Source organism: Agrobacterium sp. GW821-FHT02D03, assembly GCF_059421725.1.
Genome location: NZ_JBWKVN010000001.1, coordinates 2,507,405 through 2,520,856, shown reverse-complemented (window position 1 = coordinate 2,520,856; position 13,452 = coordinate 2,507,405). Strand labels below are relative to the sequence as shown.

Annotated in this window: 12 protein-coding genes; 4 read left to right on the top strand and 8 right to left on the bottom strand. The window is 59.3% G+C overall.

All coding sequences use genetic code 11. The annotated features are described in order from the left end of the window. Window positions 1-68: 68 nt before the first annotated feature. The gene (locus tag AC07U5_RS12030; RefSeq protein ID WP_062426017.1) at window positions 69-1,019 is read right to left on the bottom strand and encodes a LysR substrate-binding domain-containing protein; all 951 of its coding nucleotides are present in this window, start codon (window positions 1,017-1,019) and stop codon (window positions 69-71) included. A gap of 217 nt (window positions 1,020-1,236) precedes the next feature. Here AC07U5_RS12030 and AC07U5_RS12025 point away from each other — a divergent pair, with 217 nt between their 5' ends. Beyond that, entirely contained in the window at window positions 1,237-1,512 is a 276-nt protein-coding gene (locus AC07U5_RS12025) for a YjiS-like domain-containing protein (protein WP_494723116.1), read from the top strand. Between the two features lie 156 nt (window positions 1,513-1,668). Here AC07U5_RS12025 and AC07U5_RS12020 read toward each other — a convergent pair whose 3' ends face one another. From AC07U5_RS12020 to AC07U5_RS11995, 6 genes are all read right to left on the bottom strand, one after another. Beyond that, window positions 1,669-3,042, bottom strand: a complete 1,374-nt coding sequence (locus AC07U5_RS12020; protein WP_494723115.1) for a glutamate--cysteine ligase — start codon at window positions 3,040-3,042, stop codon at window positions 1,669-1,671. Window positions 3,043-3,182: 140 nt separating this feature from the next. Continuing rightward, complete coding sequence (locus AC07U5_RS12015; RefSeq protein ID WP_494723114.1) at window positions 3,183-3,920, bottom strand: 16S rRNA (uracil(1498)-N(3))-methyltransferase; 738 nt, start codon at window positions 3,918-3,920, stop codon at window positions 3,183-3,185. Window positions 3,921-3,953: 33 nt separating this feature from the next. Next, a complete protein-coding gene (locus AC07U5_RS12010) occupies window positions 3,954-5,462 on the bottom strand; it encodes an inorganic phosphate transporter (protein ID WP_494723113.1) in 1,509 nt (502 codons plus the stop codon). Window positions 5,463-5,555: 93 nt separating this feature from the next. After that, a complete protein-coding gene (locus AC07U5_RS12005) occupies window positions 5,556-6,026 on the bottom strand; it encodes an NUDIX hydrolase (protein WP_113226103.1) in 471 nt (156 codons plus the stop codon). A gap of 168 nt (window positions 6,027-6,194) precedes the next feature. Continuing rightward, window positions 6,195-6,950, bottom strand: a complete 756-nt coding sequence (locus AC07U5_RS12000; RefSeq protein ID WP_494723112.1) for an HAD-IIB family hydrolase — start codon at window positions 6,948-6,950, stop codon at window positions 6,195-6,197. After that, window positions 6,947-8,284, bottom strand: a complete 1,338-nt coding sequence (locus AC07U5_RS11995; RefSeq protein ID WP_494723111.1) for a glycosyltransferase family 4 protein — start codon at window positions 8,282-8,284, stop codon at window positions 6,947-6,949. The genes AC07U5_RS12000 and AC07U5_RS11995 overlap by 4 nt, the downstream gene beginning before the upstream one ends. 222 nt (window positions 8,285-8,506) lie before the next feature. Here AC07U5_RS11995 and AC07U5_RS11990 point away from each other — a divergent pair, with 222 nt between their 5' ends. Further along, window positions 8,507-9,781 (top strand): DUF3422 family protein, encoded by a 1,275-nt coding sequence (locus tag AC07U5_RS11990; protein WP_494723110.1) that lies wholly within the window; start codon window positions 8,507-8,509, stop codon window positions 9,779-9,781. Window positions 9,782-9,785: 4 nt separating this feature from the next. Here AC07U5_RS11990 and AC07U5_RS11985 read toward each other — a convergent pair whose 3' ends face one another. Then, a complete protein-coding gene (locus AC07U5_RS11985; protein WP_494723109.1) occupies window positions 9,786-10,691 on the bottom strand; it encodes a LysR family transcriptional regulator in 906 nt (301 codons plus the stop codon). A 111-nt stretch (window positions 10,692-10,802) separates the two neighbouring features. Here AC07U5_RS11985 and AC07U5_RS11980 point away from each other — a divergent pair, with 111 nt between their 5' ends. Both AC07U5_RS11980 and glcE read left to right on the top strand, forming a co-directional pair. Further along, a complete protein-coding gene (locus tag AC07U5_RS11980; RefSeq protein WP_494723296.1) occupies window positions 10,803-12,236 on the top strand; it encodes an FAD-binding oxidoreductase in 1,434 nt (477 codons plus the stop codon). Then, window positions 12,236-13,450, top strand: a complete 1,215-nt coding sequence (gene glcE, locus AC07U5_RS11975) for a glycolate oxidase subunit GlcE (protein WP_494723108.1) — start codon at window positions 12,236-12,238, stop codon at window positions 13,448-13,450. Before AC07U5_RS11980 ends, glcE begins: the two co-directional genes overlap by 1 nt. Window positions 13,451-13,452: the final 2 nt, after the last annotated feature.

Here is a 13,452-nt window from a genome sequence, read left to right as displayed (position 1 = left end):
GTTTTTCCTATCACCCTCCGCTTCCTACGGAAAGATGAAACTATTGAACGAGGACGGGCGGAGCGAAATTACCAGCCCGGCGCGATATAGTTGGCTTTGAGCTTCTGCATGCCAGGCAGCATCTTCACCCGCGAGTCCATATCCTCCGGGACAGGGCCCAGTGTGATGTTGTCGAGGCAGGCGGTAATATGATCGGTGATGGCATTGACCAGCGAGGGCGACAGGCCCGGACGCTTCATCAGGCCGATCTGTACCGGCGGTAGAGGTGGGAAGCCGTCAGCGGAGGTCAGCACCCGCATGCCGGTCCGAAGCGTCGATTCCGGGAGAACCGAGACGGCCATGCCGGCAAGAACTGCAGCAGCGATCACGGTCGAAGACCAACTGGTAAAGAGGACCTGATAGTCGCGCCCGTCGGCATCGAGAGCCGAGCAGGCAAGCTGCCGCCAGTGGCAGTCGCGTCGCCCAACGGCAAGCGGCACGGGCGCATCGTCACGCAGTGGATGGTTTGCGGATGTCACCCAGCAGAGTGGCTCTGTGCGGACGATATCCGACACGCGCGTCCGTGGGTTATGCGTCACGAGCGCGATGTCGAGTTCGCCGCGTGCCATCTTTTCGGCAAGGCTGATCGACGGCTCGCAGACGATATAGAGCTCGACATTGGGATGGGTCTTGGCAAAGCGCCCGATGATCTCTGGCATGTAGCGGTCGGCATAATCGTCCGGCGTGCCGATGCGAAGCGTGCCTTCCAGCCGGTTGTCGTCGAAGGCTGCGACCGCCTCGTTGTTGAGGCGAATGATCCGGCGGGCATAATGCATCAGCTTCTCGCCTTCAGCGGTCAGCCTGTTGCCTCGTCCGTCCTTGGCGAAAAGCTGCTTGCCGAGCCGCTCTTCCAGTCTGCGCATCTGCATGGAGACCGCCGACTGCGTCTTGAACACCCGGTCGGCCGCCTTGGTAAAGCTGCCCGTATCGACAATGGCGATGAAAGTGTGGAGCTGATCGATATCGAGCGGAGCGGACATGATGGATCATCCATAAGAGCAATTGATATCTGACATTAGAAACATTCGTTGGACTGATCAATAGTCTTGCGACATTTTGACGCTCAAGACATCCGATCAACCCGCCGACGCTAACCCGCTGCGGCCTCAACCTCACCACTCTTTGTGCGAAAGCGCGGAGCGATATCTTCACGTGCCTCCAAGGAAGGACAGTGTCATGCGCACGGCAGGACGGAAAATGGAATTGCAGATTATAGCCCCCGCCATCTCGCTCGAGACGCGCTGGACCACGGCTATCAATCGTGTGGCGAAACTCGCGCGTTCCATCATGAACCGTCTGGCCGTGAACAAGCTGACGGAGATGACCGATCAACAGCTGGCCGATATCGGACTGGTGCGCAGCGATGTGACGAAAGCGCTTGAGATCGGCCTGCTCGACGATCCAACCCTGCAGTTGGCGCGCGCCGCCAAGATGCGTGCGAGCTCCCGCTTCACGCGCATTCGCAGCCGCTGATTTCCAAACGCCGGGTTTCGACCCAGCATCAAGTTTCCCCGCAGGGTGATTGCCAATAGCCCTGCCTTTGCCCGGTGTCAGGCTCGAGCCGCACCGGGCTTTTTTGCGTTCACTATAAAGCTGGGCTGCTGCCTCTGACGGGCGGGGGCAGCGCTATCAGTACTGATACTCTTCGAATACGGGCAGAACCGATTGCTGCCAGCGGCCATGATAGAGCGCCAGAAGATCGTCAGCGAGCGTCGACTTCTTGGCAAGAACCTCTTCCAAGGGCGAGAGGAATACGCTCTCGTCCTGTCCTTCACGGTTCAATCGTGCGCGGTTTTGCAGGCCCTTGCGCGAAATCGCCACTACATCGCGCGCAACGCCCAGGAGATCACGCCCGGCAATCGTCGCCTTGAGACCTTCCACCGGCACGGCATTGCGAAGTCCGATCACATCGTCCACCTGCCAGTCTGCGGTGAACTGGTCGGCTGCGGCCAGCGCCTCGTCGTCATAGAGCAGACCGACCCAGAAGGCCGGCAGCGCACAGATGCGCCGCCATGGGCCGCCATCGGCACCGCGCATTTCCAGAAAACGCTTGAGGCGCACATCGGGGAAGAGCGTCGACAGGTGGTTGGTCCAGTCACCGAGATTGGGTTCCCACTCGGCGATCTCGCCCTTCAAGGCGCCGTCCATGAACTGGCGGAAGGTGATGTTGGTACAGTCGCGATACTTGCCGTCGCGCACGATAAAATACATCGGCACGTCGAGCGCCCACTCGACGTAATCCTTAAAGCCGAAATCCGGCTGGAACGTGAAGGGAAGAACGCCGGAGCGCTGATTGTCGGTATCGCGCCAGATATCGCCGCGCCAGGAGAGAAGCCCGTTCGGTTTGCCTTCGGTAAAGGGTGAGGACGCAAAAAGAGCGGTCGCAAGCGGCTGCAGTTTCATAGAAACGCGCATCTTGCGTTGCATGTCTTCTTCGGAAGAAAAGTCCAGATTAACCTGAATGGTGCAGGTCCGGTACATCATGTCCAAGCCCTTGGTGCCGACCTTGGGCATGTAGTTGCTCATGATCGCATAGCGCGACTTCGGCATTCGCGGCGTTTCTTCAAGCGTCCAGAGCGGGCTTCCGCCAATGCCGAGAAAACGAATGCCCATCGGCTCGGCAATGTCGCGCAGCGTCGCCAGATGCTGGTTGGATTCCCGGCAGGTTTCATGCAGGTTTTCCAAAGGCGCGCCGGAAAGCTCGAACTGGCCGCCGGGCTCGATGGAAATCGCGCCCATACCGCTCGGCTCGCCAAGGCCGATGATATTGTCGCCGTCCATGATCGGCTCCCAGCCGAGCTTTTCCTGCATGCCTTTCAGCAGCGCCGAAATGCTGGCATCACCAAAATAGGGAACCGGCTTATTGCCCTCGCGGAAGAAGGCGAATTTTTCGTGCTCCGTGCCGATCCTGAACTTGTCTTTAGGCTTGCAGCCTCCGGCCAGATAATCTGTCAGTTCCTGCACGGAGGAAATTGGCGTCTGGTCGGTCGTGTCGCGGGCCATGAAATTACCTTGTTGTCTTTGCTGCCTGCGCAGCGATATTGCCATCGCTGATAGGGTGCCGTGCCTGCGCAAGCAAATGAATTTCTTTTAAGCATGAACTCATGCTGCGAATTTGCGCGAGCGCGACATCAGCCGCGCAATTATTTCCAGTCACCGATGCTTGCCTGAATGACCGCAAGTGCTGCGACCGCTGCGGTATCGGCTCGCAGGATGCGCGGTCCCAACGGGATCGGCGTGACAAAGGCCTTGCTGCGCAGCAACTGTCGTTCCTCCTCCGAAAAGCCGCCCTCTGGTCCGACGAGAAGGGCCAGTTGCTTTTCCTTGATCTCGCGAAGGGCAGGCAAGGGATTTTGCCCGGCATCGCCTTCGTCGCAGTAGATGATACGGCGTGCAGGCGACCAGTCTTGCATCAGATCCTTCAGCCGCACGGGTTCTTCGACATGCGGAACGGCGAGAATACCGCATTGTTCCGCAGCCTCGATGACATTGGCCCGTAACTTGTCGAGATTGGTGATCTTGCCCTGAACATGCTGGGTCAGAACAGGGCGAAGAACGCCGGCGCCCATTTCCACCGCCTTCTGCACCAGATAATCCAGGCGCCCGGTCTTCAGCGGCGCGAATATATAGTGCAGATCCGGCTTTTCCGGTTGGGGCCGCGTCTCTTCCAGCGGAACAAGCATGATCTTCTTGCGCGTTGGGAAAGAGAGCTTCGCCTTCCATTCGCCGTCGCGCCCGTTGAAAAGCAGGATTTCCGCGCCGTCGCTCATGCGCAGCACATTGGCAAGATAGTTGAACTGGTCGCTATCGGCCTCGATACTCTCTCCCGCCCGCAAGGACTGGCTGACGTAAAGCCGCTGCATTCTGAAATTGGCACGCATGTCAGTACTTCGATACGTTGATGATCTGTCCGCTCATATAAACAGAAGATGGATAATTGCGTAGAGCGCAGCGGCAAGTGCAGCACTTGCCGGAAGCGTGATGATCCAGGCCGCGATGATCGTCATAAAGTGCGACCGGCGCACGAGATAGCGCCGCCGCGTCTCCGAAGCATTTTCGTCCGGCTCGTCAGTTGAAGGATCGACTGGCGCAAGGCTCTTACGCAGAGCCTCCTGCTGCTTTCGGCCCTGTGCCGTATACCATTCGCGGAAGAAGCCGACACCGAAGACAGCCCCGATCGCCGTATGGGTGGTGCTGACCGGCATGCCGAAATGCGAGGCGGTGAGGACGGTGAGTGCCGTTGAGGTTGAAACGCAAAAGCCGCGCATCGGGTTGAGCTTGGTGATCTGTTCGCCGACGAGCCGGATCAGGCGCGGCCCGAACAGCAGGATGCCGCAAGACAAGCCGAACGCCCCGATCAGCATCACCCATTGCGGTGCCGGCGCGAACACATCGTTGAGGTTGCCGTAATCGGCCCTTACGATGGCAACGACCGGGCCGATTGCATTGGACACGTCATTGGCGCCGTGGCCGAAAGACATGAGTGCTGCTGCAAAAATCAGGGGCCACTGGAACAGCGTGCGAAGCGACTGGTTGCGATTTTCCAGACCCTCGGACTGATTGCGGATCAGCGGGATACAGAGCCGCCAGCTGATGAGGCCGACGGCCAGGCCGGTTGCCAGGGAAACGCCGCTCGGCACATCGATCACCCGATGCAGGCCAAAACGCATGAGATAGGCGGTCATGACACCGGCCATCACGCCAAGCAGCACCGGCACCCACTTGCGGGCGGCGTCGATCTTGTCGTCGCGGTCGATGATGACTTGGTTGATGAAGGCGAGCAGGGCGACCGCGAAGAAGGCGCTGATGAACGGCGTTAGTACCCATGTCAACGCAATGCCCATGAGTGAGGCCCAGTCCACCGCACCGACGCCGAAGGCGGCTGTGCCTGCCCCTGCCACCGCACCGACGATGCTGTGCGTGGTGGAAATCGGCGCCTTGAGCAGATTGGAAAGATTGACCAGAAGAGCGGCCGCCAGAATGGCGCCGAGCATGGCCCAGGCAAAGACATGAGGATCAGGCACCGTCCTGACGTCAACGATGCCGCTTGCAATTGTCTCGACAACATTACCGCCGGTAATGAGAGCGCCGAACACCTCGCAGATCGCAGCGATGATGAGTGCTGCGGTGAGCGGCAGAGCCTTCGAGCCCACGGCCGGTCCGACATTATTGGCGACGTCCTTGGCACCGATATTCATCGCCATATAGGCGCCGATGATGGCCGCGGCGAGCGTGATCACCGCGCCCGGCGTCCCGCCGGCGTAGGAACTGGCGACCAGGGCCGTTACCACGAGGAACAGGAGTGCAGCACCCGGCGCCACGAACCGCTGGCCGAGATGGTTCACTGCTTCCTCGACGCGGGTCATCTTGTCGAGATCCTTGTCGAGTGTCGGCTTTTTGCGGTTTTCGGGAGATTGCGTCATGGAAACGCTTTATAGCGACATTGAAAGCGCTTGGCTGGCGTATTCGCGACACGAAGTCGTCATTAGAGCGTTTCCATTAAACAAGGAAACGATCTAAGAATTGGCAGCCTTTTGCGGCAGTGGTGGTGCGGTCCTCGCCATATGCTTGCCGAAAGCGACGAAAAGCTGCTTCAACTCGATTTCGTTGACGCGCTTTTCCGCTTCCTCGGGCGAAACCCATTCCAGCTTACGGCTTTCCCGTTCGGGAAAATTCTTGGTGAGGTCTGCGACCTCCAGAAGGTGAACCTGCACCAGGCAGGTGACCTTCACCCCGTTCTTCAGCTTTTTCTCATAATGGAAGAAGCCGAAGGGCTCCTTCTGCACGGTTCCCCGCACGCCCGCCTCTTCGAAAGCCTCGCGTTCAGCAACCGCATGGGCCTTCTTGCCTTCCATTGGCCACCCCTTGGGGATGACCCACCGTCCGGTGTCCCGGCTGGTGAGCAGCAATACCTCAACATCGCCGTGCTTCTTGTTACGGCGGTGGCATATGGCACCATATTGCTGTCGAGGGGGACGGCGCAGCATCAGGCCGACGTCTTGGGCCAGACGGCTCAGAAGGTTCAACGCGGGGTATTCCTTTCAAAGTGAAGGTGTGTAAGGGCCGAACCACGAAGCGTTCGGCAAGTTTCATTGTCTGCCTGTGAAAAGAGCGGGTCAATGCAGATATCCCGCTCTTACACCAGTATTTATAGGCTATTTTGGGGTCTCGACCGAAGAAATCCAATGCTCCAGTCCCATAATAACCCCATCTGCTTCTTCTTTGAGCGCGATGATCATATTATGTTTACCGGTGGCAAAAGATTTAAGCTCTTCAAGCGCATTGGCGACGACCACGCCGCGCACGTCTGGCAGCTCGAACATGGCCCGATCATTGCCGGTATCGCCGGCTACCACGGTTTCATCGAGCCCGATGCCAAGGTGATCGGAGAGCCAGCGAATCGCCGCCCCCTTGTCCGCAGCGCGAGGAAGGACATCGAGATCCCGCGCACTGGAATAGACAATCCGCGCGGCAACACCATTGTCGTTGAGCCGACGCTCGATGTCTGCCAGCATGTCGTCATCGGCATCATGCAGGTACCAGCTGGATTTCAGCCCATGCTGGTATCGGTCGGGCTGTAGACTGATGCCTGGAACATCTTTCATCACCGACGCGATCTTATCGGCGTCGAACGCCGCGCCAAGCTGCGAGGTATAGGCTTGCGAAAGCGTTGGCTCGTCCTGGCGAGACAACATGGTGCCCACTCCGCCGATGATATAATCCGGTCGAGGCAGAGGCACAGAGTCCAGGAGTTCGAGCTGATCATCGATCAGTCGCCCGCTGTTGAAGACCAAGAGCGGGCGTGTCTCTTTCGGAAGCGCGTGCCAGAAATCGCGAAAGCGCGCCGTCGCCTCATGATTGCCGACGACGGTGCCATCAAGATCAGTGGAAAAAAGGCGAACAGGTTTCAATCGCCGTCATTCCATGGTTCGGCCCAATCGGATTCCTCCAGAACAGGCATCATCGTGCGGCCTTCGACCACGGACAGAACCTGCTGCGCGATACCCGTCCAGGTAAACAGGCTGCGGGCCTTGTGGGCTCCCATACGCGACAGCCGACCATAGAGACGCTCGTGCTTGAAAGGCTTCATCATGGTGATGCCGAGATCTTCCTTGTCGAAAGGATCGGCAAACAACGCATGGCGCCCATAGCTGACGGCTCGGAAGAGACCGCCATGGATCGTCACCACGGTCGGCGTACCGCTTGCCATCGCCTCGATCGCCGTCATGCCGAAGGGCTCGTAACGGCTGGACAGGACGAAAAGGTCGGCGGCGCGGTAGATGTCTGGCAAATCCTCATCCGAGACGTAACCGGAGAAGACCACCTTGTCTTCCAGACCCAACTCGCTCACCCGCTCTTTCAGCTGGTTGAGGATCGTGGTCTCCTGCTGGTCCATATTCTCGCCGCCGACGGCGAGATGCAGACGTGATTCCGGCTCGCGCTCGGCCAGCACCGAGAAGCCATCGATCAGAAGGTCATAGCCCTTATTGGTGGCCAGACGACCAAGCGCCAGAACGGTCTTGCCTTCGAAGCCGAAGCGCTGGCGCAGCATTTGCCGCGAGGCTTCCGACACGGGGAAAAAGCGATTGTCGTCATATCCTGGTGGGATCATATGGACCTGCTTGCGCTTCAGTCCATAATCTTCGAGCAGTACATCGAGCTGCACCGGCGTCGTCGCAATCACCATGTCGCAGCTGCGATAGATGATCAGCTCGTGCTGGATGCGTTCCTTGAAGTTGAATTCCAGTTCGAACGTATCGGCCTTTTCCGGATAGTCGGTTTCCATCTGGCGCTTTTTCCAGATGCCGAGCGAATGGGGCGTATGAAGGTGGGGAATCTTCAGCGCTTCGGAAAGCCGCTGTCCCGCAACACCCGCGTCCCAGTAGTGGCTGTTGATGAAGGAATAGGAGAGGTCGTTTTTCTTGATGAAGCGCAGCGCGTTTTCGCACCATTCCAGCAGATGGCGGTGGAGATATTCCTTCGGAATAAACTCTTTCCCGCCGCAGGGAATGCGGACGACGCGGACGCGATCGTCCACCTCATCGATTTCCGGTTGGTCCTCAAAGCGGCGAGTGTAAAGATCGACGGTATAGCCGAGCTGGCCGAGTTTCTTTGCAAGTTCGAGGACATAGACAACCTGTCCTCCGGTGTCGGCTGCGCCAAGCGGCGGGTGTGCGGCTACATAGCCATGCGTCGATATGAGTGCTATCCGTGGATAGCGTTCAGTTTCGCTCGTGGTAGTCATCGCGTCCCATCTTGGTAGAAATTTCCAATAACCCGTCAAGAACGTCTTGAAGTTGATAAAGTTCCCGGAAAAATTGCTGAACCAGGATTATTCGTTCTTCGGAAGCAGAAAGATGGCTCCTCTGAACACGCCGTATTTTAGCAGTTGCCCTGCGTCAACTCGGCACCTGCCAATGCATCTTTTCATTTGATAAATCAGGTTGATCGAGACGGAGAATGCCGAATGGCCAGGGGACGATTTGCATTTGCCAGCGCACCGGAAAGGGCGCTGGCGCTAGGGGAAATTCATGCCAGACCGACCGTGTTGCTCGGTCCTTCACGCATCATCGTCCAACTGGCCTTCATGATGGATGGCGGTGCGTCGGTCCATCACTCGGCGATCGCGGAAATGTCGCGCAGCCGCGGCGTTGCGCCGCCGGAGCGTGACGCGCGCCACCACGCCATGCCCTGCGGCCTGGGAACGCTTCGATGGGAGCGGCACACCGAATTCTCCACATGGTTCTGGGATGGCCCGGCACCGGACAAGATCGGCGGGGATATCATCGGCGATCCCTTCGGTGACGGGTTCTCGCCGCCGGGCTCGCTGATTTCCGCGGTGAGATTGGAAATCCGCTCCGAGGGTCCGGAGACTGTCGACGCCGAGAGCCATTTCGATCCGATCAGCATCTGTCACTCGACCGTCCGCGAAGGGCAGGCCTCCATTCTGACCGACTTCCGCCAGGATCGCGACGGGCTGACGCAATTTCTTCTGCTCGACCGCGGGCTGACCGATTCCGCGCGTGGCGGTATCGTGCAGCGCCTACTCGACATCGAAACCTATCGCACCCTCGCCATGCTTGGCCTGCCGCTGGCGCAGACGCTTTCGCCGGAAATCCGCCGGATCGAAGACGGTTTGACCGCAATCACCCAGCGGATGAAGAACGGAGCGCGGGAGGAAGCCGATGCGCTTCTTGCCGAAATGACGCGTCTTGCCGCGGAACTGGAAGCCAATGCGGCGCTCAGCCTCTACCGTTTCGGCGCCAGCCGCGCCTATGACGTTATTGTTCGCGAGCGCATTCGCACACTGGCCGAAACGCCGATCCATGGGCATGAGACCATGGCGACATTTCTGGAGCGGCGCCTGGCACCCGCCATGCGCACATGCCAGTCGGTGGAGGAGCGTCAGGCGAACCTGTCGCGCAAGCTCTACCGCGCCACAGCGCTGGTGCGCAGCTGGATCGATGTCGAACTGGAACGTCAGAACACGGTGCTTCTAAACAACATGAACAAGCGCGCTGCCATGCAACTGCGCTTGCAGCAGACGGTCGAAGGCCTCTCGGTCGCGGCCATTTCCTATTATGTCGTTGGGCTGATCGGGTATCTGATAAAGGCTGTGACCCATGATCTCTTGCCGGTCGATCCGGCGGTGGTCACGGGCGCCTCCGTTCCGGTGGCCGTTCTTGGTGTCTGGTGGGTCGTGCGCAATATCCGCAAGAGCCATGCCGACGGGGCGCATTGATCCTCTACAGTGCGTCCTTATCCCAATAAGGCACGGGGCCGTACAGCCCCGCCAGGTAATCGATGAACAGTCGAACCTTGGCGGGCAGGAACCGGCGGCTGGAATAGACCGCCGAAAGCGCGACGTTCCGTGATCCTTCATAGGCGGGCAAAACCTGAACCAGCGCGCCGGATTTCAGTTCTGGCCCTATATCCCAGGTCGAACGGAGCGCGATGCCGAGACCCGAGATCACTGCCTCGCGAATGACTTCCGACGAGTTGGTTACCAACAGGCCCTCAGGCCGAAGGTTGAACGCACCGTCCGCTCCCTCTAGCCGCCAGAGATCGTTATTATGTGCGGGCAGGCAGCGGTGATTTTTTAGGTCCTCGATCGTTTGCGACAGCCCATGTTCCTCGACATAGGTACGGGAGGCGCAAAGCACCCGGCGCACCGGTGCCAGCCGTCGCGCAACAAGGCTCGAGTCCGACAGGTCGGCAATGCGGATGGCGAGGTCATAGCCACCCGCAACAATATCGATAAAGTCGTCGCTGAGCGTCAGGTTGATGGAGAGCGATGGGTGCTGGTCCATGAAACCTTTGAGATGCGGTGCGACATGCATGCGTCCGAAAGAGGTGGAGGCCGAGACCTTCAATGTGCCGGTCAACATATTGGATCGGCCGGAAACGAAGTCTTCCGCTTCTTCCAGACCTTCCAGCACGGCGAGAATTCTTTGGTGAAATCCCTGGCCAGCTTCGGTCAGGGAGATTTGCCTTGTTGTGCGCTGGAAAAGCCGCGCGCCAAGCTTTTCCTCCAGCCTTTTGATCCGCTTGGAGATGACGGCTGGAGAATAGCCCAATGCCTTCGCAGCAACCGACATGCTGCCGGAGGCAGCGACGCTGGCAAAGACTTCAAGATCGCCGAGATTCGTCATCGGTTCCCACCATTCTTTCCGGATTGGAAACAATGTCTAGCATTTGTGAGGCTTGCAACCAAGGCGCAAACGCCGCATAGGATTGTGTAGATGAGGGAGCATCTGCAGACCATGTCGCAATCCATTCAATTTTTGCAGCCGCGCGCCGCGGTGCTTTCCGCTCGGGACAGGATCGTCTCCGATCTTGCAGACCTGCTTCCGCCCGACTGTCTTGTGCATGAGCCGCGAGAGCTCATGCCCTTTGAAACCGACGCCTTCGTTTCCTATCGCCGCATGCCGCTGGCCGTCGCGTTACCGAAGACGACAGCCCAGGTTGCGGCGGTCCTGAAATACTGTCATCGCTATGGCATCCCGGTGGTGCCGAGAGGGGCCGGCACGTCGCTATCCGGCGGCGCGATCCCGCAAGAAGATGCCGTGGTGATCGGCCTTTCAAAAATGTCCTCCATTCTTGAACTGGACTTCTTCAACCGCACCGCAACTGTGCAGGCGGGTGTTACCAATCTCTCGATTTCCGACGCAGCAGGTCCTCAAGGCTTCTTCTACGCGCCCGATCCGAGTTCGCAGCTTGCCTGCACGATTGGTGGCAATATCGGGATGAATTCGGGTGGGGCGCACTGTCTGAAGTATGGCGTGACCACCAACAACCTTCTCGGGGTGAAGATGGTGCTGGTGGATGGCACGGTACTGGAGCTTGGTGGCAAGCATCTGGATGCGACAGGCTATGATCTTCTTGGTCTCGTCTGCGGCTCGGAGGGCCAACTCGGCATCGTCACGGAAGCGACGGTGCGGCTGATCGCCAAGCCGGAAGGCGCCCGCCCGGTGCTCTTCGGTTTCGAAAGCTCAGAGCAAGCGGGCTCCTGTGTGGCCGATATTATCGGCTCCGGCATCATTCCCGTTGCCATCGAATTCATGGACAAGCCGGCGATCGAGATTTGCGAGGCATTTGCCAAGGCGGGTTACCCGCTCAATGTCGGTGCACTGCTGATCGTCGAAGTCGAAGGCTCGGAAGACGAGATGGATGCCATGCTGGCGGACATCGTCGCGATCGCCCGCAAACATGCGGTAAAGACGGTGCGCGAGTGCCAGTCGGCGATGGAAGCGGCGGCGATCTGGAAAGGACGCAAGTCCGCCTTCGGTGCCACGGGTCGGATCGCCGATTACATCTGCATGGATGGCACGGTGCCGCTCAGCCAGCTCTCTTATGTGCTGAAGAAAACCAGCGAGATCACCGACGCTCTCGGCCTTCGCGTCGCCAACGTGTTCCACGCGGGCGACGGCAACATGCATCCTCTGATCCTCTTCAATGCCAATGATCCGGATGATGCGGCGCGCGCCGGAGAGGCAGGCAACCAGATTTTGAAACTCTGCGTCGACGCTGGTGGCTGCCTGACCGGCGAGCATGGTGTGGGAATCGAGAAGCGCGACCTGATGCGTCATCAGTATTCCGATGCCGATCTGGCGCAGCAAATGGCGGTCCGCGCGGCTTTCGATGAGGGTTGGATCATGAACCCGTCCAAGGTCTTTCCGCTGGAGGGCAGAGGTTGATGGACGACACATTCCCCGTCCTCACCCCGCAATCGGAAACGGAGGCGGCAGACCTCATTCGCGACCGTCAAGAAGCGGGTCGTCCGCTCGCCATCATCGGCGGCAACACGCGCTCTGGCTTCGGCAATGCCGTTGACGCGGATGCGACACTCTCTTCGCGAGGTTTGAGCGGTATCGTTTCTTACAATCCTGCCGAGATGGTGATGACGGTCCAGGCCGGAACGCCAGTGGACGAGGTGAACGCCGCCTTGTCCGACGCCCGGCAGATGATGGCCTTCGAGCCGATGGATCACCGTGCGATCATGGGAACGGTGGGAGAGCCCACAATCGGCGGCGTCTTTGCCGCCAACGTATCGGGTCCGCGCCGCTTCGTGGCCGGTGCTGCGCGAGACAGCCTGCTCGGCATCCGCTTCATCAACGGCAGGGGTGAGGCGATCAAGGCCGGCGGGCGGGTGATGAAGAACGTTACCGGACTCGATCTCGTCAAGCTTCTGGCGGGCTCCTATGGCACGCTGGGGTTTCTGACGGAAGTCACCTTCCGCGTGCTGCCGGTTCCGCCTGCTGAAGCAACGATGGTCATTTCGGGCTTGGAGGATGAGGCCGCGACCAACGCCATGGCCGCGGCGATGGCAACCAGCCTCGAAGTCTCAGGCGCGGCACATCTGCCGGAAACTGTGAAGTCGCGCTTTCTGAATGGATCACTGCCGGAAGGTGCCGCCACCGTGCTGCGCCTGGAAGGTCTTGCGGCCTCGGTCGAGGCCCGGTTGCATAAGCTGAAGACGCTTCTCGCCGCTTTCGGCCCAGTCGTCTCTCTTGAGCGCGACGAGAGCCGTTCACTCTGGCGGGAGATCCGCGACGTCACGCCCTATGCGGGCAACACCGCCAAACCGCTCTGGCGCATGTCCATTGCGCCATCACAAGGCCACAAGCTTGTTGCGGCGCTGCGGCTGGAAGCTGGTATCGATGCCTTTTACGATTGGCAGGGCGGCCTTGTCTGGATGCAGATGGAGGCCGATCCGGAAGCGCAATTGCTCAGAGGTTACATCCGTTCGCTCGGAGGCGGCCACGCCACACTTCTGCGCGCGAGTGACGAAGTCCGCCGATCAATTCCGGCTTTCGAACCGCTGAATGCCGTTGAAGTCGCGCTCTCATTGCGCATCAAGCAAAAGCTCGATCCGGCGGGAATCTTCAATCCGGGCAGAATGGGGATCTGACC